Source organism: Methanobrevibacter cuticularis (assembly GCF_001639285.1).
GTDB classification, from domain to species: Archaea; Methanobacteriota; Methanobacteria; order Methanobacteriales; family Methanobacteriaceae; genus Methanobaculum; species Methanobaculum cuticulare.
In genome coordinates, this window is record NZ_LWMW01000099.1 from 1 (window position 1) to 21,648 (window position 21,648).

Consider the following 21,648-nt stretch of genomic DNA (forward strand, 5'->3'; position numbering starts at 1 on the left):
TAATTCATTTTTAGATAAATGATTTTTAACCCTTTTTTGAACCATATTAACCATGAGTAACAACCCCATATATCATATTAATATATAAAAATCATTACTTATAAACTTTCCTTTCAGGACTATATTTAAATATTATCTGTTAAATAATATATTTTCAACTCATGTTTCTATTCTATTTATTTCAATATTATTAATTTTCGATATTCAATTTTTAAAAATAATAGCTATTCTTTTTTGATATCACTGTTGAATGATCCATACTTATCTATAACACTAACATTCAATGATTTGAAACTTATATAAATCTCTTTACCTTTTTTAACTTCTAAAATCTCTGCAGAACTTTTTGTTAATAAACCTTTAAATATACATCCATCAACATCTACATTTACCAAACTAGTTGGTCCTGATTCTAGAATTTCTGATATTTTTCCTTTTAATTGGTTTTTTGCTGATGATTCGAATTTTGCATTGGAAAAGATTATGTTCTCTGGACGAATAGCTATTAAAACTTTACTTTTATTAACATCTTTTCTATTCGTATTCTTGTTAATATCTTTAAAGTCTTCGGTATCCTCATTTTCATTAGATATTTTACTTAAATAGCTAATATCTGAGCTTGTAATAATGACTTTATTGTTTAATTCTATTTTTGCTGTTTCTAGGCTTATTTCTATTATTTTTCCCTCAAAGATATTTTGGACTCCAACAAAATCGGCAACAAAATTATTTTCTGGCCTTGAAAAAACATTGATAGATGTATCTAATTGATGTATTTTCCCATCTTTCATGACACCTACACGATTTGCCAGGCTCCAGATATCATTAAAATTATGAGTCACATGAAGAAATGTTGTTTTATATTTCATTCCTATCTCTTTAATCAAAGAAGTTAGCTTTGCCTGTGTTGAAATATCTAATGCACTAAATGGTTCATCCATTAAAATTATTTTTGGTTCTACAATGAGTGCTCTAGCTAATGCGGTTCTTTGTGCTTCTCCTCCACTTAGAGTAGTCACATTTCTATGAAGAATATGTTTGATTCTCATTGTTTCAGCTATTTCAGCTATTTTTTTCTCTATCTGCTCACTTGAAAACTTTTTTTTAGCTCCATAAGCAATATTGTCATAGACATTCATATTTGGAAATAGAGTATTGTCCTGATAAACTATTCCAATTCCTCTTTCTTCAGGTGGAATATCATTTAGGTTCCTACCTTTCAGCTTTATATTTCCCTTATCTGGCGCATAAAAACCTATTATTGTTTCTAATAGAACTGATTTTCCCGATCCTGTTGGCCCAATTAATATGAGATATTCACCTTCTTTGATTGTTAAGTTTATATCTTTTAAATGAAATTCTCCTAATTGGACTGATAAATTTTCGATTTCCAAATACATAAAACCACTAACAACCCTCAATGTTTTAATTATCTTTAATATTATCAATATGTAATATTTTTTAATAATCAGATTATCTAATATTTAAATTTAAATTATCAATATTCTCTATCCATTAATTCAATATAATTCTATTAATAATTGATATCTATAAGTTATCTATAACCTTTATCTATAATCTATCTATAATCTTTCTCATTTAACAAAGTTAAAATCAGTGAATATAGTTTTCTTTGGCATATTTCTCCATAATAGCTATTGTTATAAATGAAATAATAACTAAAAGAATTCCCGCAGTAATCGCCATATCTATATCTCCTGTTGATAAATTTAGATACATTGAAACAGCTAATGTATCAGTTTTCATTAATATTCCTCCTCCAACAAATAGAACAGATGCAAATGTTCCAATACATCGAGATAAAGCTATTACTCCAGTTGCAAAAAGACCATTTTTTGATAATGGTAATGTAATATTTAAAAAGGTGCTTACTTCACTATGACCTAAGCTACGAGAAACAAATTCATAACGGGGATTAATATAATTAAAGGTTGAATATAACATTCTTACTGCATAAGGTAAAGCAACAAAGAATTGAGCAATAATTATCCCAGTACTATTAAAAACAAGCTGAATTCCAAGGAAATCTAGATAATTTCCAATTCCATTAGATCCTAAAAACATTAAAAGTGCTATTCCTATTACTATTTCTGGAAAAGCCATAGGTAAATCAATTATAATTTTAAATAAAGCTTTTAAAGGAAATTCATACCTACTTAGTGTATAAGCCATAGGTATGCAGCAGATGATAACTAAAGAAGCAGCTATTAATGATGTAGTTAAAGTTAAACTTATGGCAAATATCAGTTGCTCAGAAAAAAGAGCATTGATAAATCCTTCAAATGAAGGTATTAAAAACATGCTTCCTATAACTACAAAGAAAATTGCAGTAATAGCTATAGTTATTCCTATGAAAATTAATTCAAATTTAGATCGCATATTTTCAACAACAAGATAAAAATATAATTACTTAAACTTTATTCTAAAAGGTATTAAATCGATTATTGAGAGCCAAAAATTCTATATTAATAAGAAAATCTATAGAAAGATTGAGAGTCTATATAGAATATTAGCAAATCATTTATTAATTAATGTATTGTTATTAAAAAATTAATTAATGTATTGATATTAAAAATACCATCATCCATTAATATGTGATGGAGATTACACTTCGAATCCCCATTTTTTCCATATCTCTTTACCCTCACTTGAACTAATAAATTCCTTAAATTTTAAAGCAGCATCTTTATCTTCAACAAAACTTGTAATTCCAACAGGAACAGTACTTATCACGCTTTCATCATTAGGGATTTCTATAACTTCAATTTTTCCTTTTCCTTCTTCCCAAGAAGTCATATCTTCCCAAATTATAGTAGCATCTACTTGTCCAGTTACTAAATAAGTCAATAGCTGATTAACTGTTGTACTTTTAACCACCACATTCTTTTCAACTTCTTCAGTTAAGTTGTTTTTTTCAAGTATTTTAGATGAAGTTTTACCAATGGCAGGCCCATCTTTTTCTCCTAAACCTACTTTAACTCCAGAATTAGCTAAATCTTTAAGAGAGGTTATATTTTTAGGATTATCTTTTTCTACAATTATTACAGGAATATTCGTGGTTATATTTTCAACAGTATCATTTTCTATATATCCATTTTCCATAGCATCTTCCATATATTTGTAATCAGCTGGTAAAAACACATCCCCACTTTTTTGAGTTTCTAAAGTAGCGAATAATTCACCACTTCCTCCATATTTAGCATTTATCTTTATATTGGGATATTTTTTATTAAATTCTTTAATCAAATCTGCACCAACTTTACTAAAACCTGCACCTACTAGTATATCGATACTCCCTTCTTCCTTTGAATCATTATTTCCAAAAGTTCCAGTTAAATATAATCCGCTTATAGCTGCAATAACTATTATCAAAGCACAAATAATTATTATTTTGTTTTTTTTATCCATTCTACATTTTCTCCATGGCTTTTTTATTATGAATTAATAGTTTCATCGTTAATTTTATTTTGCTATGTTAATATATAATCTTTTTGTTTTGATTTTGTATAAAAATAAAATCATTAAAAATCTTCATTTTTCAATTTTAAATAAATTAAAATAATTTCATTACTAATAACTTCATTAGTAATAAGTTTATTAATAATCTATTAATGATTAATATTGTTATTTAAAATTGAATGTTTTACTAAAAATAAGTAAGATTTTATTAAAAATAAGGATTATTCTAAGTAATTGTAGTATAATTAATTAAAATCATTAGAAGTCATTTATTAATTATAATTATTATAGTCCTAGACATTTGATTTAAAAATAATATTAAATTTTTAATCGTTAAAATTCTTTTATTTATAAAAATAATAATTAATATGAATATTTAAAAATATTATAATTTTGAGAAGTTTTGTACAACACTATATAATTCATTTATTGATTATAAGTATTATAAGTCATTTTGATAAAGTTCTTAATAAATAAATCATCTGAAAAATATTATAATTTTAACTTAATAATTTTAATCAATTTATTAAATTAATTAACATGTTTGATTAATATATTTTTAATAATAATCAATTCTAAGATGTTATAATTAAAAATAAATGATATTAAAAGTTTAAAGTATAGTATTAACTATTATATTGATAATTAGTGTATTAATAATTAGGATAGTAACCATTACAGATGTTTATAAATGTAATATTAAAGTAATAAGATTAACAATAGCGATTGACTTGTTAGGTCAAAGATATTTCGAATATTTATTGAAAATTCATTAGAGTATTTCCATTTCATTAAGGTTAATGTTTCCCTGAACAGCTTTGACTTTAACATCTATCCCTTCTTCTTTAATTGCAGCTATTGGATTCAAACCACTTCCACTAACCACTCCGAAATTATAGCTATCTACCTTTGCATTATAAATTATCTCTCTTGGATTTCCAATTTTATATATGGGAATGGTATCTGATATCTTATCCAAGATATTTCTACTTTTATCTCTAGCTATCAATGGAATTTCTTTCAATGAAGCCAAAATTTTCTGGGAGTCTTGATTATTAGTTATAGAAGTCATATTTTTGAACATAAATATTTCATGTGGATCAATAGAAGATCCGTTGTATGATATGAGTTCTACAAAAAGAGGATTATCTTTGAGTTCTAAGAGCCCTCCATATTTAGGAGTAGATATTACTCCATTATTAATTAGAATTCCATCAATAGATAAGCTGCAAATGGTAGCTATTCCAACTTGATTTTTCTTATCTATTTTAACATCATTATTTGTGGGGGAGTCTATTATTTTATAATAAGGATTTATATATTCTTTTGATTTTTTATAAGTATTTTTCATTATTTCAATAGCTAAATCTAGATCTGATTTATTTAAATAGGATATATTCGAGATTAAATCTCCTTCTTGAGTTTCAATATCAAAATTCACATTTTGAATAAGATTCCAAGCTTTTGAAAGTAGAAATGGAACTTTTTGTTTCTTTGCCTTTGTTGCTGGTTTTAAAATTTTATTTTCATAACTGTTTATTTTATTTTTTTGATAAATTATGGGAGATAATTTTTCAAATTCAATTATTTTTTCACCTAGCTTTATTTCCATGGCGTATCCTAATTCTTTAGCTGCACAAAGAGGAGTTACTCCTCCTATGATCGCCATTCCCACCATTCCTTCGGAAACAGGAATTCCTAACACGCTTTCACCACTTGAACCTATTGAAATTACTCCATTTATCCCTACTTTAGATAAATTTTTTAAAAGTTTTCTAGCCCTTTCAACACCTTCAGCTGGTATTAATCTAAAGTTAGCTGGAATAATCCCAGTACCATTTCTTGCAACATCCAGAACTGAAGTCATCCCATCAGATATAAATGCATCTAAGGGAGTAATAGATGTTTTTTTATAGGAAATTAATTCAGTGAATCTTTGAGGAATATAATTTTTTACTTTTATAAGTCCTCCATAAAGAGGTAAAGTTGGTATTCCATTGGATAACAGCATTCCATCAATAGTTGTTCCACAGATCGTTTTAATCCAAAGTTCTTTTTTCTCACCAACTTTTTTATTTTGAATTTCTACTAAGGAACTTACACTTAATCCTAACTGAAAAATTTCTTTTATTACTTCAAGTGCCTCATCTTCTCCATGTTCTGAGGAATTTTCTTTTAAAAGAGTATTATCTTCAATCAATCGTGAAACATTGACAATTACATTACCTTTAAGTGTTTTTTGGTTAAAATCGGTCTGATATATCATTTCTTCAAATTTAGAAAAACTAAAATCTATCTGATTATATATAAGACCTTTTTCTAGCTCTTTTTCACCAAGCTTAGTTATTTTTCTTCCAGAATAACCTACACGTTCAGTAAATCCTTTTTCGTCAAGAATTTGCATATGGTATCTAACAGCTCTTTCTCCTAGGTTATATCCTTTAATATTGAGCTTATCAGATATAATTTTAGCCCCAATTGCAGTGTCCTGTTCATCTAAAATTCTCAAAATTTCAATGATTTTTTCCTGTGATTCTGTCATAGAAATAACCTAAGAATATCCCAAAATTTCTTAATTTTTATAATAATTTATAAAATAATAATTAGATCTTTATAAATTAGCTTAGAATAAAAATAATCTTCTTATTTATTCTTAATTTATAAGATCACTAACTTTAAATATTTTGCTATTTTATCATTTAAGATTCTAATAATTACTAATGGAATTATTATTAAAGTAGAATAATTTATTAAATATAATAGTACTGATTATAGTAGTATTGATATCAATTATTAATTTTATAATATTGCTAATGGCAAATCATTGTTAAAGAAAAAGGGTAAGACTAATTTTAATAAATATTAAAGATCAGATATATGATTAATATCTAATAGTAAAATAGATTCACTTTATTAAATATAAAAATAATTTAGTTTAGGATTCTTTATAAAATTGATCTTTATAATAATTATTAATAGATTATTTTCATTTATAGTACTGGACATTGACTTTGAAAATAATAATTTTAATATAGATGCCTAAAATATATTATTGAAATTAATAATAAATTATTTTATATAGAAATAATTCAAGGAATTGATTAATAAGGAATTAATTCATATAGAAGTAATTCAGGGAATTGATTAATAAGGAATTAATTCATATAGAAGTAATTCAGGGAATTGATTAATAAGGAATTAATTCATATAGAAGTAATTCAAAGAAAATTAATTTATATGAATTAATTAACTAACGAATTAACTCACATTATTTAAAAAAAATATAAAGGATTAGAGTCCAATATACTTTTTCTGTTCATATCCAAATACTTGTATACGATATTCATCCCATTCTGCATATTTTGATTCTAAGAATTTTTCACTGATATGTTGTCCAAGACCTTTTTTAATAACGTCATCTTCTTCAAATGCATGATAAGCTTCCCATAAACTTGCAGGCAGTACATTGATTCCTTTTTCCCCAAGTTCCTCATCAGACAAGTTATATATATTAAATTCTGTTGGTTCTCCTGGATCAATTTTATGTTTCAATCCATCTAATCCAGCTTCTAACATAGCTGCAAATGCAAGGTAAGGATTACATGAAGGGTCAGGACTTCTATATTCAATTCTTGTCCCTTTTCCACGAGCAGCAGGTATTCTAATTAATGCAGATCTATTTTTAAGACCATAAGCCATATAAACAGGAGCTTCATATCCTGGAACTAATCTTTTGTATGAATTAACAGTAGGAGCTACAACAGCTGATAATGCAGGGGAATGTTTTAACAAACCTCCCATGAAATATAAAGCTTCTTGAGATAAACCATTTTCATTATTTTCATCAGAAAATAGATTTTTGTCTCCTTTGAATAAGCTTTGGTGACAATGCATTCCACTACCATTCACTCCAAAGAATGGTTTTGGCATAAAGGTCACTTTATAACCCATATTATCAACAATAGCTTTAATAGCTTGTTTAAAGGTTATAACTGCATCTGCAGTTTTTAAAGCTTTATCAAATTTAAATGCAATCTCATTTTGACCAGGAGCTACTTCATGATGACTTCCTTCAACCTCAAAACCTAGGTCTTCTAAATCTATAACAAGTTTTCTTCTAAAGTTAGTTCCTTTATCAGTTGGGTCAACATCGAAATATCCTGCATCATCGTGAGGAATATAATTTCCATCTTCGTCTTGATCTATTATGAAAAATTCTGGTTCAGGTCCAATATTGTAACTATATCCTTTGTCTTTAAGTTTTTCTAAAGAACTTTTTAATGTACTTCTTGGGTCACCTTTAAATGGCTTCCCTTCAGGAGTGTATATGTCACAGATAAATCTAGATACTCCTGATTCATCTGGTCTCCATGGTAAAGAAGAAAAAGTACTGAGATCTGGTTTTAATAGCAAATCACTCTCGTGAATTTCGACAAATCCATCAACTGATGATCCATCGAATAACATTCCATCATTGAACAGATCTTCCATATCTTCATCACTTCCGAGAGGAACTGAGATACTTTTTGGAATTCCATTTATATCTACAAATTGTAATCTTACAAATTTAATATTTTCATCATGCATTACTTTAATTGCGTTTCCTATTTCATCTACCATTAAATCTATCTCCCTATTACAATAATTTGACAATAATTTGAACTAGTAAATAAATTTACTGTATATAAGTGCATTACCAAACTTTTTTCATGTTTAATTATATTTTATTTTTATGTAAATATCATTTTCATGGAAATTTATTAGGTAATAAACTATACATTTTAAAATAAGTCTAAAAAATATCCCAATAAATACTAGTTATATAGATAAATAATCTAAATACAGGCCGAATTAAATACAGGTTCAATATAGAAAATGCATACCTATATTTAACTGAACATAGCTATTGTAACTAGAAATTTGCATTTTTTAAAATTATTTTTAAACTTTTTTAAAATTTTTAGTCGTCGGAAGTACATTTCCTTCTAATACCTTATAAATGTTTCTTAATTATTACTTTATAAATAATTTTTAATAATGTTCTAAAAAATAATCATATTTTCTAAAAATAATCCTATTTTTTTAATTACATTAATTACAAATTATAATTTGATTTATATAATAAGTCTCATATTATATTATTATCCTTTTTATTTAATATAAATTTTTATACTTAATTTTTTCTATTAATTCTCTCAAAGTCAACGTTTTCTATTAATCAATTTATACTTAATTTTTTCTATTAATTCTCTCAAAGTTAACGTTTTCTATTAATCAATTTATACTTAATTTTTTCTATTAAATATTATAGTAATAATTTATATAAATTCTAAAAAATGTAATTTTATTTTTAAGTTAATCCTTTAAAAAAGAAGGTATTCTATTTTAGAAACATCAATTTTATTTTCCAAAGAGTTTTTTTACTTTTTTAAGTTCCTTTGGTATATTAATTCTTTGTGGACACATATTTACACAATTCCCACAATCAGTACAAGATGATGCTAGATTTTCTTCATTTAATAATGAAAAATATTGCATTGAGCTTGCTTCAACATTATCTAACATTTTAGCAATATTGTATTCTTTAAAACAAGTGGGAATATCTACTTTGTATGGACAAGGCATGCAATAGCCACATAAAGTACAATCAATGTCTTTTTTTTCTTTATAAGCCATACTAACTTCTTTTATTAAAATTTTCTCTTCTTTAGTTAAAGAGTTAGGATAACCATTGGAAGCTAGAGCAATATTTTCTTTTACTTGATCTAAAGTACTCATTCCACTTAAAATAGATGTTACTCCTTCAATATCCCATAAATATTTGAATGCCCATTCCACATTACTTCTCTTTGTTTTTGCAGTGTTCCACAGTTCATTAATTTCAGGAGGGACATTGTTAACTAGTTTCCCTCCTCGAAGTGGTTCCATAACCACATTACCAAGACCAATACTTGATAGATATTGTAAACCATTTAATCCACTTTGATATGATTCATCTAAGTAGTTCATTTGGGTGAAGACAACATCCCAATCATAAGAGTCTAAAATTTCTAAAAGTAATTCTAATTCATCATGGAATGAGAAACCAATATATTTTACCCTACCATCACTTTGTATTGAATCCATAAATTCAAAAACATCTAAAGAAGTTAAATTTTTCCAATAATCTTCTTTTAATGAATGAAGTAGATACAGATCTATATGATCTGTCTGTAACCTTTTTAATTGTTGATCTAAGAAATATTCCATATCTTCTTTTTTTTCAACTATCCAACTTGGTAATTTCGTAGAAAGTAATACTTTTTCTCGATATCCTGTAGATAAAAATTCTCCGAGAAATGGTTCACTCATTCCTCCTTTATTAAAATCTGTCCCATGATATGAATATGCAGTATCAATAAAGTTTATTCCATTGTCTATACCATAGCTAAGCATTTTTGCAGTTTTTTCTTTATCAATTTGATCATCTTTCCCATTTATTGTAGGAAAACGCATACATCCAAATCCCAAAATTGATACTTTTTCTCCAGTTTGTCCTAAATCTCTATAAAGCATTTCAACACCAATTCACGTTTCTAGTTCCATTTCATGTTTCTAGTTATATGCTATGGCCACTAGATAATGATAGCTGATAGTAATGAATAATAGCTAATAAATAGACAGTAAATTTGACCTAATTAGCTTAAAAGAATTTTACCTTTTTTTTTAAAAATGAAAAAAAGCATAAATATATATTTAAAATTAGTAAATAATCTAATAAATTAGCTCCTGGGACACATATTCATGCTAGGGGCGGGATTCGAATCCGCGGCCTCACGGTATCCCAGGAATTAGTCAGAGCACTGCTTAAAACCCTATGAGCCGTGCGCTCTAACCAGCTGAGCCACCCCCCATACTGATAAAGCCAGATAATCATTTTTTTTCAAATTTATAGATTAGTATAAAATAATATAATTATTATACCAACATACAAGTTAATTATTAATTCACAATCACAATAATAGTATTAAAAATAAGCAATATATAGTTTACTAAAAACTAGAATACATATAAAACTGAAAAATCACCATACTTTTTATAGAATATATGGACTTAGAATAATATCTTTGAAAATAGTTAGTAAGAAGTTAACTATTATTTGAAAAAAATAAGTTATGTATAAAAAAACAATAGATATATAGACTTGTATTTAACTTATTCTTTTTATGTCGTCGAATATGTCAAAATCTTCATCAAAACTAGCTATCTCTTCAATTCCAGTATCTACCATGAAAACATGAGTTAAATTATCAAAAAATCCAATATTATTTTCATGTAAGGTATGATTTAAAGCTTGATTATAATATTCCTTATCATAATTGATGTTCAACTCCTAGTTCATCGATTATTTCTGGGTAGTAATTCACTCCATCTGTTATAATTCCTTTAAGGGGTAAATTATTTAAATTTGTGTGTATGAATTTTTTAACAAATTTTTTATTAAATTTATTGTTGTGTACTAGCTCTTCTGCTATTATCATCTTTGTTTTATTGTCTAAAATAATTAATCTTAAATATAATTCTTTGGATATGAATATGTATTGTTCGTCATAGTGATAAACTCCACTAGGTTTTATATTTGCTTTTTTAAGTTCTTTTTCTATTTTTTCTTCTTCTTTTGTTATGAATTCTTCGTAATTGTTGTCTATGTGGTTTAATATTGTTTGTTTTGCTGGTGCATGGCCATAAAATTGTTCAATTATTTCACTCATTTTTTCTAAAGATATATAATCTATTGAACCAAGGTTAAGTCCTTGTAAAGAGATTTCTTTCATGTAGCAGGAGTTTTTATCCACTAAATCTATATTTGTAATGAAACTTTCCTTGCATTCTTTGCAAAAATATTGCTGTTTTTCAACATCGATACACTTATTTATAGAGATAGGATAGCGTCCATTTGCATTTAATTTCCCTTCACAAAGAGGACAAATCTTATTATAACGTTCATAGCAGAATATTACATCATCATCCATCATTTGAATCATTAAAGGAACAATCAAAGGAGACATATTAGGTTTCAAATAAACAATATTCTTTTCAAAACGCACAAAAACATTAAATATATCATCATTACAAAATTTATATTGGTGGTTATTTTTATTTTTATTGGACATAATAATAAATATATAACCACCAAAAATAAAAAACTTTTTCTAAAATATCATGAACATTTTGGACAAAGACCAATTATGCAATTTTCATAAAATGCAAAACCTAATGAACCTTGTATACAAAATTCTAAACAGAAAAAAACTAAAAATCGAAAAATTAAAAGAAAAAATACTAAAAAACGAAGAAAACTCAAATAAAACCAAAAATAATCAAGGAACAGTTAAAAAAGGAAGAATACTGAAAACTGATAAAAAAAGACAACACTACCACCAAAAAATAAAAAACCTCCAAAAAACAATCAAAGACGATAAAAAAGAAATCAGACAATTAAAAAACGAAATAAAAGAAATAGAAAAAAACATAGATAAAATAAAACTGGTTTTCAACTCTAAAACACTAAAAACATCTAAAAAAAGGTTTAAAAAGTTGGAAGACATGATAGATGAATTACCAGAACCCATCGCTGTTTTCATCAAAAAACTTTCCAAAAACTTTGAAAGATCCATAAACCACATCAAAAACAAATTTTTACCCAATACCAACAATCTTTTAGAATGCTACATAGGAGTAACCCTACCAAGATACCTGAAAAAAAGATACAAAACACTACACGGCATTAAAAAAAGATTACAACTATCAAAAATCCGATGGATAAAACGAAATGTCCTACCATAAAAAAAACATCATCATGAACAAAATAGACAAAGACCAATCATAGCTAACATTTTCAATTTTGTGTAATTTTCTTCATTATAGATATGGAGATTTACTCTTTTATTGCTATTTTCATTCATATTAAATCCCTTCCATATATTTTATTATTATTTTATTTTTTCTACTTTATAAAATTATTGCACATTTAAGATAATTATATTAATTAAGATTTTTATACCATATAATTTTCTCTAAAAAGTGAGGTTTCCTAAAAATGAGGTTTTAAAATGTTAAAACTATATAATTACAAAGCAAAAGTAACCAAAGTAATTGATGGCGACACAATTGAATGTGATGTTGATTTAGGATCCAATGTATATATACATGAAAAATTCCGACTAAACGGAATAAACACTCCAGAACTAACTGGATCAGAAAAAGAAGAAGGAAAGAAAGCTAAAGAAATTGTTACATCTGAATTACTCGATAAAGAAATAATTATCAAATCAGATAAACCATTGAAAACTGATAAATATGGTAGATGGTTAGCTACAATTTATTTAGATGGAATTAATTATAATGAAACACTATTAGAAAGAGGAGTAGCGAAAAATATTGATTAAATATAATTTATAATATATCTACTTAATATTCTTGATTTTTTATTTTTCTTGGATTTCTATTAAAGATTCTATGATGTGGCTGTTAATCTCTAAAATATTTTTAGCTTCATCTATTAATTTAGTATATTCATTTTCTAGGTCGTGATATAATACTTCTTTTCTACCTTCAAATGATTCTAAGCTTAATTTTAATCTTACATCTTCTGGATATTCTTTCATTAATTCTTTTTTCTTATATATTCTCTCATTAACTTTCGCAATGTCTTTTTTAATATCATTAATATTTTTCATAAAATCCCTCCTTTTTCATAACTTTATTTTAATCATGCCTTTTTCATCTTCAGTCTTTTTAAAGTTTTCTTTTGAATGCTTGAATAAATCCAACCAATATTCTTTATCTGCCAAATAGTCGTCATACAATGGATCGTCTTCCGTGGTTTTATATATCGGATACCAATCACAACAATAAACCTCCTTAATATTGAAAGTTTTATTTTTAACTTTTTTTAAGGCTTTATGTCTATTTATATTCTTTTCAATTTGTTTTATGGCTTCATTTTGTGCAAAAGCATACTCTGCTGAATTTAATGTAGATAAATCAAATACTATCACAAAATCTATATCTAAAGGGTTAATTTTATTAGTAGTGAAACTACCATTTATTACATAAATTAGTTCTTTTTTAATACCTAATTTTAAATATTCCACATATTCAACAAATCCTTCAAAGCGACTTTTTCTACTTTTAGAGTCTTTGAAATCATTGACAAATCTTTCTTTAAACTCATCAATTGAACAAAAATGACATCCTTGTGGTAAATATCCTTCTTCTGTGAAATTTGGTATCATGAAACTATATCCTTCATATTTAATGTCTAATCTATTTTTTACTATTTAGTATTATGGTTTCAATAGTTAATATATTTTTTCTCAAAATATTAAATTTTTCTTAAAATGTTAAAAAACATAAAAACACTTAGTTTTTCTAGCAATATCCATACCAAATACAACTTTTTATAGCTATTTTCACTTATTTATATATTGTGCTACTATTTCCATAGTAGAAATAGTAGTACTTATATACTATCAAAATAAATAATATAATAAGTCAGTTATGAGGTGCTTTAGTTTGATTTTTAACATCGTCCCATGTTTGTATGTCTTTGACTCGTGTTCTTGTAATTAGAGTGTTGTATTGTATCATTTTTGGCATTTTAATATCGTATTCTTTAAAAAGAGCACGAAACATTAGCATTTTATGTTTTTTAGTACTTTCAGCAATTTCTCTACTTTCCAAATAATTATTATATACAAGTTGGCATGAGTTAATTTTTCTTTCAGATAAATCTAATATCTGGGGATTCCCTTCTTCATTGTTAAACGGTTGTTCTTCTTTTTTTGCTTCAGCTATTAATTCTGAAGGTGTTTTCCCAATTAGTTCGTATATTTCTCTAAAAACAACATTATATTTTCTAGTGCTCGATTTACCTATTTTTCTTCTTTGAACCAATTGCATTAATTTTACATCAGTTTCACAAAATTTCATTATTTTTCACAATCCCTTTAATTTTCTTCTATAATTGTGAAAAATAACTATGAGCTTATAAAAATAAAAAAAGAATGTTTTCCTGGGACTTATTCATTATGCCGGGGGCGGGATTCGAACCCGCGGCCTCACGGTATCCCAGGAATTAGTCAGAGCACTGCTTAAAACCCTATGAGCCGTGCGCTCTAACCAGCTGAGCCACCCCGGCAGCTGACTATTGACTATCAGTATATTATTACATTTAAAGTTTTCGATTAATATATCTTTCTAATAAGAACCATTAATTATTATCACTAGTTTTTTATAATTCTCTTTTTATAATTATGTGGATAATAATATAAAAACATGCTATAATGAAGTCACAGTTATTTATAAGAGATGTTGTCTATTTATATAATTTATTGATATTAGAAATATATGCTCAGCTTGAGAATTTTTGAGAATTGTTATAAATTATTTAAATAATAATAGCTATATATTTATTTTCAACATATTTCCATCATTAACAATATTTTTATAATTAGGTGTAGAAAATGAAGGTAAGTAAATCATTTGAAGCTTTTGCAAAAAATGCTCCCCAATTCCATGATGCTTGGATGGAAGTAGTACAAAAATTAGATAAAGCAAGTAAATTAGATAAAAAAACAGAAGAATTGGCATATCTTGCTGTAATGGCAGCAACACGACTTGAAAGTGGAATACCATTTCATGTAAAAATGGCAAAATCACATGGGGCAAGTCGAGATGAAATTATTAGTAGCATTTTAGTTGGATTACCTGCAGTAGGTAATATTGTTATACAGGCATTACCTATAGCTCTTGAAGCCTATGATGAAGATTAAATAAGCCTAAAACTGATTATTTATTTTCATTATATATTTTCCATTTTTATTATTTTTTCAGTTATTAGAGATAGCTATTGATATTTTTTTTAATTTTAAAAATCTAAGCTAAATAAAGTTTAATTTAATAAATACTATTATAAAATCTTTGTTTTAAAGATATTTATTATAATAAATATTATATTATAAAATAATAGATTATTATAAAATAAAAACTATAAACAATATCTAAAATAACATTATTTAAAAATTTCATCTTCAATTTTATAAATCAAAATAGGATAGTTAATAAAATAGGATAATTAATAGTATAGAATATACTAAATATTAATACATACAAAATATTAATATACTATTTCAAATGTTTATGTTTCATGGAAAATTATTATTTATCAATATCATTAATTTGAAAATTTATAATAATAATAGTAATTAATTTGAAAATTTCATTGTTTATAATCTAAATTGTTTAACAATATTAATTATGGTGATCATGTGTCAAAAAGTTATGAAAATTATGCAACCTCAAGTAAGGTTAAAGATATGTCTCTTGCTGATGAAGGCATTAGAAAGATAAAATGGGTTCAAAAACATATGCCTGTTCTTGAACATATTAAAAAAGAATTTGAAAGGACAAAGCCATTTGAAGGAATAACAATAGGGTCTTGTCTTCACCTTGAACCTAAAACTATAAATCTTGGACTTACATTACAAGCAGGAGGGGCGGAAGTAGCTATGACTGGTTGTAATCCTCTTTCAACTCATGATGATGCAACAGCTGGAGGTGCTGCTTTAGGCTTAAACATGTATGGTTGGAGAGAAGAAAATGAAGAAGAATACTATGAAACTATAAATGATGTTCTTGATCATAAACCAGATATAATTATTGATGATGGGGCAGACATGATTTTAGTTCTTCATCAAGAAAGAAAAGAACTTCTTAAAAAAGTAAAAGGAGCATGTGAAGAGACAACTACTGGAGTTCATAGGCTTGATGCGATGCATAAGGATGGGGCTTTAAAAATCCCTCTTGTTGCTGTTAATGATGCATATACAAAATATCTCTTTGACAATAGATATGGTACTGGTCAATCCACATTTGATGCTATTATGGGGACTACTAATATGTTAATAGCTGGAAAAACTATAGTTGTATGTGGTTATGGTTGGTGTGGTCGAGGTGTAGCTACTCGAGCATCAGGTCTTGGGGGAAATGTGATTGTAACTGAAGTTGATGCTATACGTGCATTAGAGGCGAAAATGGATGGATATAGGGTAATGAAAGTTACTGAAGCAGTAAAATACGCAGATTTAATTATAACTGTAACTGGAAATATAAATGTTATCAGTGGAGATGACTTTAAATATATGAAAGATGGGTGTATGTTGGCTAATTCTGGACATTTCAATGTTGAAATCAATAGAGGGGATTTAGAACATCAATCAATAGCTGTTGAACAAGTTAGAGAAAGTATTGAACAATTTACAACCAAAGATGGAAGGAAAATATATCTTCTGGCTGATGGGAGACTTGTTAACTTGGCTGCAGAAAGAGGTCAAGGACATCCTGCAGAAATCATGGATTTGAGTTTTGCAGCTCAGGCTCTATCTGCAAAATATATCCTTGAAAATGACTTAGAAGTTGGAGTTATAAAAGCTCCAGATGAACTTGATTATGAAATAGCAGGATTGAAACTTAAAGCTATGAACATAGAAATCGATAGTTTAAGTATTAGGCAAAAAGAGTATTTAGATGATTGGCAAGAAGGAACATGATTGAAAATAGCTATTATGCTCTTTTCAATTTTATTATTTTATTAGATTAGTAATTACTCACATTACCATATTTTTAGCAATTAATCATGGTATCAGATGTTACTATTAATCCTAATATTATTTATTAATCATAGAATACATTAATAGCATTATAAAAGAATATTATAAATTGCAATATCTTTTTCATAAATATCAAATTTCGTCTTCTAAATAATATCATTTTGTAAATTAATATCATCTTCTAAATAATATTATTTTATTATAATGGGTTATAGATTAAATGTCTTATTTCAGATGCATTGACAAAGGAAAGGGACCAATAAAGCTGTTTATTGGAGGACTTCATGGAAATGAAGGAAAAACCACAATTGATTTTCTTAAATCATTGAAAACTAATGATTTCTCCAATGGAAGAATTTTAATCTATAATTTTGATAAAACTCCTTATGTTTCCACTTTAAAAGAGGAATATTACTCGTCAGCTATTGGAAAGAAGTTAATAGCTATTATAAAAAGATATAAACCTGATTTTTATACAGAGCTTCATTGTTATAATCTTAAAAATTATAAAAAATTAATTTCAAATTCAAGAAGAACAATAGAAGGTGTTCCTCCTTTAATAGAACTTAGAAATCATGTTTTAATGAGTTCTGTTTCTCCATTAATTAGAATGAAATATTTTGATAGAAATACTGTTTGTAAAACTTTAGAAATCCCTTGTTTAGATGAGCAATTTTTAAAGAGCTATCCTGACAATCAAAATACCACTCATGTTAGAGATAATAATCAAATCAATTCTACTGATTTTAATATGGAATCATCTTTTAAAATTTATTTAGATATTCTTAAAATAATTGCTAAATCTAATAATAGAAGCGAATTTGAAAATAAAATGAAAGATATTTATCCAGAACAAGTAAGATTAGCTACTGAGTTTGCAAAAGATATTTTTGGAGAATATTTTCCTCCTTTTTAAATAAATTCCATATAGCTAGTGAATTTATACTAATTATTGTAAATATTACTTAAAAAATAATTTTAAAATTTTAATCAGGTTTTAAGTAATTAATAATTAGAAATAATAATTTTAAAATTTTAATCAGGTTTTAAGTAATTAATAATTAGAAATAATAATTTTAAAATTTTAATCATGTTTTAAGTAATTAATAATTACTCTGTTGTATTTACTTGTATCCAACTACAACTGCCACATGATGGACAAGGAGCAAGTACATTAATAGTGCCATCTATCTCAATTTCTTTACTACAATCACCGCACTGATAAACTCCTTCAGTGGGTCGATCACCACAATTATAATCTGTCATATTTAATTCACCTTCCCTTTTTAAAATTAATATCATTGTATAATATTTATGTTTTTTATACTTTATACAATTTTTCTTAATTTTTTTTATTTATTATAATTATTTAAATCATGGTATGACTTTAATAATTGTTTTTCAAGTAATTTGATCCAATACTTGAAGTTAAAAGGATATGGAACCTTAATTTCATTTTCATCTAATTATTAATAATCAAGCAGTGATTTAATAAAGTCAAAGTCAAAATAATTAAATATTAATTTATCAATAATGGAGTGATCTGTTTCTAAATTTATTTAAACCAATCTTCTAAGCTTTTTTGAGTAGTGTTTAATTTTCCCATCTTTTTAATAGCACTTAGAACTCTTTCTTCTGAAAAATCGTGTTGAACGCACATATAATCTATGATTCCTTCTTTATCTACAGATTTCCATTTGATTTCGTAATCTTTATTTATTTCTGGATTTAAAAAGATATTTCTAAGTTCATCAATATCTAAATCTAAATTAATATTTTTTTCTTTGAGATAACTTTCTAAATTAGATTTTTTCATTATTTTAAGTCCAGTTTTAGAACCCACTCCTTTAATCCCTTTATTGAAATCAGTTCCAACCATGAGAGCTACATCAATCAATTGTTCTCTTGAAACGCTTAGCTGTGATAATGTTTTTTTAAGTTCTAAATATTCTAAATCGGACAGATTTCCACTTATAGTCAAATTTCTAATGATTTTTGGAGAACCAAAAAGCAAACAATCGTAATCTTGTGAAGCTACTCCCCATGCATCACCTTTTCTTACCATATATGCAGCTTGAGCCTCTCCTTCTCCAAAAGATTGAACATAGGGAATGCCCATAAATTCTAATAGCTTTTTAGAAGAGTCGACTATATATGGGGACATTCTTGAAGATCTTGTTGCAAATTTCCTAGCTTTCGCTTCATTACCCTCTTTCAATGCTTTTTTCCATTCTTTTTCTGCATTTTGCCGAATTTCTCTTCTTTGTTCTACGGTGTTTCCTTTGAATTCGGATGGCTTTCCATCAAAAACATAAATAGGTTTTATTCCTTTTTCAACAATAGATGAAGTTCTGTAAAGTATTCCACTTAAGTGAGATGTTACATTTCCTTCTTTATCCATAAGGGGAGTACCATCTCTTTGTCTTATACTTGATAAGAATTGATAAATTGTATTAGCTCCATCAATAGCTATAATTTTCCCATCCAAATCTTTTAAATTAATCTTTTCAGGAGATATTATATCTTTGAATTTAACACCCATTCTTTCACCTGTTTTAGTTTCTATGTATTCAACCTAATGTCCTAACTCAATCTTTGAAGTAATCTAAAGGAAATGTTTCTTTTATCCAGATTAGTACTTCATTTTTTCTAATTATTTTGTAATCTCTAGTTAATAAATTAGCATCACTATTAAATAGTTCTTTTAATTCATCATTGTTTGGCTCAATAGCTACATTTCTAATTTCTCTTCTAGATTCAATGTTATATTTTCTAAGTATTCTTCCTATTGGAATGTCTGCTGAAATTAAATCTTTTTTAAAGTTTTCATCTAATCTTTTTAAAGGAATGAAAGATATGGCGTGAATAAGTGGTTTATCATCTTTATGCATTAAAACAACACGATAATTAATATCTTCTCCTTCTTCAATATTAAGAAATTCAGCTATTTTGCTATCTGCTTTTTTAAATTCTTGAGCCAGAGTTTTAATAGCTATTTTTCCATTTAAAACATCTAAAATTGTTGTCACAGACCCATCAGTAGCCAGAAGTATTTTTTGAGTGTTAGAAAGTTCACTATTTTTTTCTAGCTTTTTTATTTCAGTGAGGATGTTCACATCTACTTCTCTTCCATTCATAATTAATCTCTATGTATTTTGTTTATTGTTAGTTTATATCTTAAGAATTTTATTCATGAGTTGAATTTATTAGAGCTTTTAGGTTTCTTCTTTATTTTTTAAATTTTATTTTATGTTTTCAGGACTTTCTATATATCCTTGAATAGCTGAACTTGCAACTACTCCTGCATTGGATAAATACACTTTAGATTCTGGATCTCCCATTCTACCTTTAAAGTTTCTATTGGTAGTGGAAATACTAACTTCTCCAGCGGATAGAACTCCCATGTGGGCTCCTAAACAAGGACCGCAGCCAGGATTACATATAATAGCTCCAGAGTCTAGAAAAGTTTTTAGAATTCCTTTTTGCATTGCTTTATCATATATTTCTGCAGAAGCGGGAGATATAATCAATCTAACATCAGTATTCACTCTATTTCCTTTTAATACTTTTGCAGCTTGTTCAAGATCTTCTAATCTTCCATTTGTACATGAACCAATGAATCCTTGGTCAATGTGAGTTCCTTCTACTTTTGATATATTTTTCACATTATCTACATTATTAGGACAAGCTATTTGAGGTTCCATATCTGTTATATCAAATGAGAATTCTTTTTCATAGATACTATCCTTATCAGATTCTAATATTTTAAATTCATTTTTTCCTTTCCCTGTTTTATTTTTAAGGAATTCAAGAGTGGAATTATTAAGATTCATTATTCCATTTTTAGCTCCCATTTCAATAGCCATATTACAAATTGTCATTCTACTACTCACATCTAAATTGTCTATTGTTTCACCAGTAAATTCAGTTGTTTTATAACTTGCACCATTAGCTCCAATTTTTCCTATTATTCTGAGTATGATGTCTTTAGAAGTGACATTCTGACTTAATTGTCCTGTTACATCTATTTTAAATGCTTCTGGAACCATAAACCAAGTTTTTCCTGTAGCATAGACCATAGCCATATCTGTAGCCCCCATCCCTGTTGAAAATGCTCCAAAAGCCCCATAAGTACAAGTATGGGAATCAGCCCCCACTATTATCTTACCTGGCTCAACAAGGCCCATTTCAGGAAGTACTTGATGACAAATTCCCTCGCCATGTGAATAGAATTTTGTTATTCTTTGTTCTTTAACAAAATTTCTAGCTACTTTCTGAAATTCTGCTGATCCAATTGTGTTAGCTGGAACATTGTGATCAAAAACAATAGCTATTTTTTCATTATCCCAAACACAGTCAGATATTTTTTCAAATGTTTTAATAGCTGGAGGAGAAGTTCCATCATGAGACATAGCTAAATCTACTTCTACTTCTATGATATCTCCAGGATTAACTTCTTTCCCTACTGAATTTGAGAGTATTTTTTCTGTAATATTCATGTTAATTATTATCCTTC

21 protein-coding genes and 2 tRNA genes are annotated in these 21,648 nt (G+C 26.7%); 6 read left to right on the top strand and 17 right to left on the bottom strand.

The features are described from left to right. Window positions 1-224 precede the first annotated feature (224 nt). Both MBCUT_RS05370 and MBCUT_RS05375 read right to left on the bottom strand, forming a co-directional pair. Window positions 225-1,400, bottom strand: coding sequence for an ATP-binding cassette domain-containing protein (locus MBCUT_RS05370; RefSeq protein WP_067259664.1), 1,176 nt, complete (start codon window positions 1,398-1,400; stop codon window positions 225-227). A gap of 214 nt (window positions 1,401-1,614) precedes the next feature. Then, a complete protein-coding gene (locus MBCUT_RS05375) occupies window positions 1,615-2,292 on the bottom strand; it encodes an ABC transporter permease (RefSeq protein ID WP_245634949.1) in 678 nt (225 codons plus the stop codon). On the opposite strand from MBCUT_RS05375, the gene MBCUT_RS11545 reads away from it, so the two are divergent. After that, window positions 2,207-2,419: a hypothetical protein gene (locus MBCUT_RS11545; RefSeq protein ID WP_245634950.1), complete on the top strand. Its 213-nt coding sequence runs from the start codon at window positions 2,207-2,209 to the stop codon at window positions 2,417-2,419. The two genes, MBCUT_RS05375 and MBCUT_RS11545, sit on opposite strands and share 86 nt — an antisense overlap. Before the next feature lie 206 nt (window positions 2,420-2,625). Here the strand turns inward: MBCUT_RS11545 and modA are convergent, their stop codons facing one another. The 7 genes from modA to MBCUT_RS05410 form a co-directional block, all read right to left on the bottom strand. After that, a complete protein-coding gene (modA, locus tag MBCUT_RS05380) occupies window positions 2,626-3,429 on the bottom strand; it encodes a molybdate ABC transporter substrate-binding protein (RefSeq protein WP_067259666.1) in 804 nt (267 codons plus the stop codon). Window positions 3,430-4,252: 823 nt separating this feature from the next. Then, window positions 4,253-6,022 (bottom strand): DUF128 domain-containing protein, encoded by a 1,770-nt coding sequence (locus MBCUT_RS05385; protein WP_067259667.1) that lies wholly within the window; start codon window positions 6,020-6,022, stop codon window positions 4,253-4,255. Window positions 6,023-6,771: 749 nt separating this feature from the next. After that, window positions 6,772-8,100, bottom strand: a complete 1,329-nt coding sequence (glnA, locus tag MBCUT_RS05390) for a type I glutamate--ammonia ligase (protein ID WP_067259668.1) — start codon at window positions 8,098-8,100, stop codon at window positions 6,772-6,774. A 780-nt stretch (window positions 8,101-8,880) separates the two neighbouring features. Then, the gene (locus MBCUT_RS05395; RefSeq protein ID WP_067259669.1) at window positions 8,881-10,035 is read right to left on the bottom strand and encodes an aldo/keto reductase; all 1,155 of its coding nucleotides are present in this window, start codon (window positions 10,033-10,035) and stop codon (window positions 8,881-8,883) included. Between the two features lie 229 nt (window positions 10,036-10,264). Then, window positions 10,265-10,371 (bottom strand) — tRNA-Met (locus tag MBCUT_RS05400). Window positions 10,372-10,669: 298 nt separating this feature from the next. Continuing rightward, the gene (locus MBCUT_RS05405) at window positions 10,670-10,849 is read right to left on the bottom strand and encodes a hypothetical protein (RefSeq protein ID WP_067259670.1); all 180 of its coding nucleotides are present in this window, start codon (window positions 10,847-10,849) and stop codon (window positions 10,670-10,672) included. Then, window positions 10,833-11,567 (bottom strand): hypothetical protein, encoded by a 735-nt coding sequence (locus MBCUT_RS05410; protein ID WP_169805401.1) that lies wholly within the window; start codon window positions 11,565-11,567, stop codon window positions 10,833-10,835. The genes MBCUT_RS05405 and MBCUT_RS05410 overlap by 17 nt, the downstream gene beginning before the upstream one ends. A gap of 157 nt (window positions 11,568-11,724) precedes the next feature. Here MBCUT_RS05410 and MBCUT_RS05415 point away from each other — a divergent pair, with 157 nt between their 5' ends. Continuing rightward, window positions 11,725-12,306, top strand: coding sequence for a hypothetical protein (locus MBCUT_RS05415; protein ID WP_169805402.1), 582 nt, complete (start codon window positions 11,725-11,727; stop codon window positions 12,304-12,306). Window positions 12,307-12,572: 266 nt separating this feature from the next. Continuing rightward, on the top strand, window positions 12,573-12,908 hold the full coding sequence (locus MBCUT_RS05420) for a thermonuclease family protein (RefSeq protein ID WP_067259673.1): 336 nt from the start codon (window positions 12,573-12,575) through the stop codon (window positions 12,906-12,908). A gap of 39 nt (window positions 12,909-12,947) precedes the next feature. Here MBCUT_RS05420 and MBCUT_RS05425 read toward each other — a convergent pair whose 3' ends face one another. The 4 genes from MBCUT_RS05425 to MBCUT_RS05440 form a co-directional block, all read right to left on the bottom strand. Next, window positions 12,948-13,199, bottom strand: coding sequence for a hypothetical protein (locus MBCUT_RS05425; protein ID WP_067259674.1), 252 nt, complete (start codon window positions 13,197-13,199; stop codon window positions 12,948-12,950). Between the two features lie 15 nt (window positions 13,200-13,214). Continuing rightward, a complete protein-coding gene (locus MBCUT_RS05430; protein WP_067259675.1) occupies window positions 13,215-13,757 on the bottom strand; it encodes a DUF6932 family protein in 543 nt (180 codons plus the stop codon). A 259-nt stretch (window positions 13,758-14,016) separates the two neighbouring features. Then, a complete protein-coding gene (locus MBCUT_RS05435; RefSeq protein ID WP_067259676.1) occupies window positions 14,017-14,454 on the bottom strand; it encodes a hypothetical protein in 438 nt (145 codons plus the stop codon). A 99-nt stretch (window positions 14,455-14,553) separates the two neighbouring features. Then, window positions 14,554-14,662 (bottom strand) — tRNA-Met (locus MBCUT_RS05440). A 325-nt stretch (window positions 14,663-14,987) separates the two neighbouring features. On the opposite strand from MBCUT_RS05440, the gene MBCUT_RS05445 reads away from it, so the two are divergent. The 3 genes from MBCUT_RS05445 to MBCUT_RS05455 all read left to right on the top strand — a co-directional run bounded on the left by MBCUT_RS05445 (window position 14,988) and on the right by MBCUT_RS05455 (window position 18,048). After that, complete coding sequence (locus MBCUT_RS05445) at window positions 14,988-15,296, top strand: carboxymuconolactone decarboxylase family protein (RefSeq protein WP_067259677.1); 309 nt, start codon at window positions 14,988-14,990, stop codon at window positions 15,294-15,296. Window positions 15,297-15,791: 495 nt separating this feature from the next. After that, a complete protein-coding gene (locus MBCUT_RS05450; RefSeq protein ID WP_281177943.1) occupies window positions 15,792-17,072 on the top strand; it encodes an adenosylhomocysteinase in 1,281 nt (426 codons plus the stop codon). A 280-nt stretch (window positions 17,073-17,352) separates the two neighbouring features. Beyond that, window positions 17,353-18,048, top strand: a complete 696-nt coding sequence (locus tag MBCUT_RS05455) for a DUF2119 domain-containing protein (RefSeq protein WP_067259678.1) — start codon at window positions 17,353-17,355, stop codon at window positions 18,046-18,048. A 194-nt stretch (window positions 18,049-18,242) separates the two neighbouring features. On the opposite strand, the gene MBCUT_RS10870 is transcribed toward MBCUT_RS05455, so the two are convergent. The 4 genes from MBCUT_RS10870 to hacA all read right to left on the bottom strand — a co-directional run bounded on the left by MBCUT_RS10870 (window position 18,243) and on the right by hacA (window position 21,631). Then, window positions 18,243-18,398, bottom strand: a complete 156-nt coding sequence (locus MBCUT_RS10870; RefSeq protein ID WP_169805403.1) for a hypothetical protein — start codon at window positions 18,396-18,398, stop codon at window positions 18,243-18,245. Window positions 18,399-18,687: 289 nt separating this feature from the next. Beyond that, window positions 18,688-19,674 carry a flap endonuclease-1 gene (gene fen / locus MBCUT_RS05460; RefSeq protein ID WP_067259679.1) on the bottom strand — a complete coding sequence of 329 codons (987 nt, stop codon included), beginning with the start codon at window positions 19,672-19,674 and terminating at the stop codon, window positions 18,688-18,690. 46 nt (window positions 19,675-19,720) lie between these two features. Continuing rightward, window positions 19,721-20,269, bottom strand: coding sequence for a chorismate--pyruvate lyase family protein (locus MBCUT_RS05465; protein ID WP_067259680.1), 549 nt, complete (start codon window positions 20,267-20,269; stop codon window positions 19,721-19,723). 105 nt (window positions 20,270-20,374) lie between these two features. Then, on the bottom strand, window positions 20,375-21,631 hold the full coding sequence (gene hacA, locus MBCUT_RS05470; RefSeq protein ID WP_067259681.1) for a homoaconitase large subunit: 1,257 nt from the start codon (window positions 21,629-21,631) through the stop codon (window positions 20,375-20,377). Window positions 21,632-21,648 lie beyond the last annotated feature (17 nt).

Excerpts from the sequence above, each read along its gene's own strand:
- MBCUT_RS05370 (WP_067259664.1), bottom strand. The coding sequence starts at position 1,400 with ATGTATTTGGAAATCGAAAATTTATCAGTCCAATTAGGAGAATTTCAT.
- MBCUT_RS11545 (WP_245634950.1), top strand. The coding sequence starts at position 2,207 with ATGATAACTAAAGAAGCAGCTATTAATGATGTAGTTAAAGTTAAACTT.
- modA (WP_067259666.1), bottom strand. The coding sequence starts at position 3,429 with ATGGATAAAAAAAACAAAATAATAATTATTTGTGCTTTGATAATAGTT.
- MBCUT_RS05385 (WP_067259667.1), bottom strand. The coding sequence starts at position 6,022 with ATGACAGAATCACAGGAAAAAATCATTGAAATTTTGAGAATTTTAGAT.
- glnA (WP_067259668.1), bottom strand. The coding sequence starts at position 8,100 with ATGGTAGATGAAATAGGAAACGCAATTAAAGTAATGCATGATGAAAAT.
- MBCUT_RS05395 (WP_067259669.1), bottom strand. The coding sequence starts at position 10,035 with ATGCTTTATAGAGATTTAGGACAAACTGGAGAAAAAGTATCAATTTTG.
- MBCUT_RS05415 (WP_169805402.1), top strand. The coding sequence starts at position 11,725 with ATGCAAAACCTAATGAACCTTGTATACAAAATTCTAAACAGAAAAAAA.
- MBCUT_RS05420 (WP_067259673.1), top strand. The coding sequence starts at position 12,573 with ATGTTAAAACTATATAATTACAAAGCAAAAGTAACCAAAGTAATTGAT.
- MBCUT_RS05425 (WP_067259674.1), bottom strand. The coding sequence starts at position 13,199 with ATGAAAAATATTAATGATATTAAAAAAGACATTGCGAAAGTTAATGAG.
- MBCUT_RS05430 (WP_067259675.1), bottom strand. The coding sequence starts at position 13,757 with ATGATACCAAATTTCACAGAAGAAGGATATTTACCACAAGGATGTCAT.
- MBCUT_RS05435 (WP_067259676.1), bottom strand. The coding sequence starts at position 14,454 with ATGAAATTTTGTGAAACTGATGTAAAATTAATGCAATTGGTTCAAAGA.
- MBCUT_RS05445 (WP_067259677.1), top strand. The coding sequence starts at position 14,988 with ATGAAGGTAAGTAAATCATTTGAAGCTTTTGCAAAAAATGCTCCCCAA.
- MBCUT_RS05455 (WP_067259678.1), top strand. The coding sequence starts at position 17,353 with ATGTCTTATTTCAGATGCATTGACAAAGGAAAGGGACCAATAAAGCTG.
- MBCUT_RS10870 (WP_169805403.1), bottom strand. The coding sequence starts at position 18,398 with ATGACAGATTATAATTGTGGTGATCGACCCACTGAAGGAGTTTATCAG.
- fen (WP_067259679.1), bottom strand. The coding sequence starts at position 19,674 with ATGGGTGTTAAATTCAAAGATATAATATCTCCTGAAAAGATTAATTTA.
- MBCUT_RS05465 (WP_067259680.1), bottom strand. The coding sequence starts at position 20,269 with ATGAATGGAAGAGAAGTAGATGTGAACATCCTCACTGAAATAAAAAAG.
- hacA (WP_067259681.1), bottom strand. The coding sequence starts at position 21,631 with ATGAATATTACAGAAAAAATACTCTCAAATTCAGTAGGGAAAGAAGTT.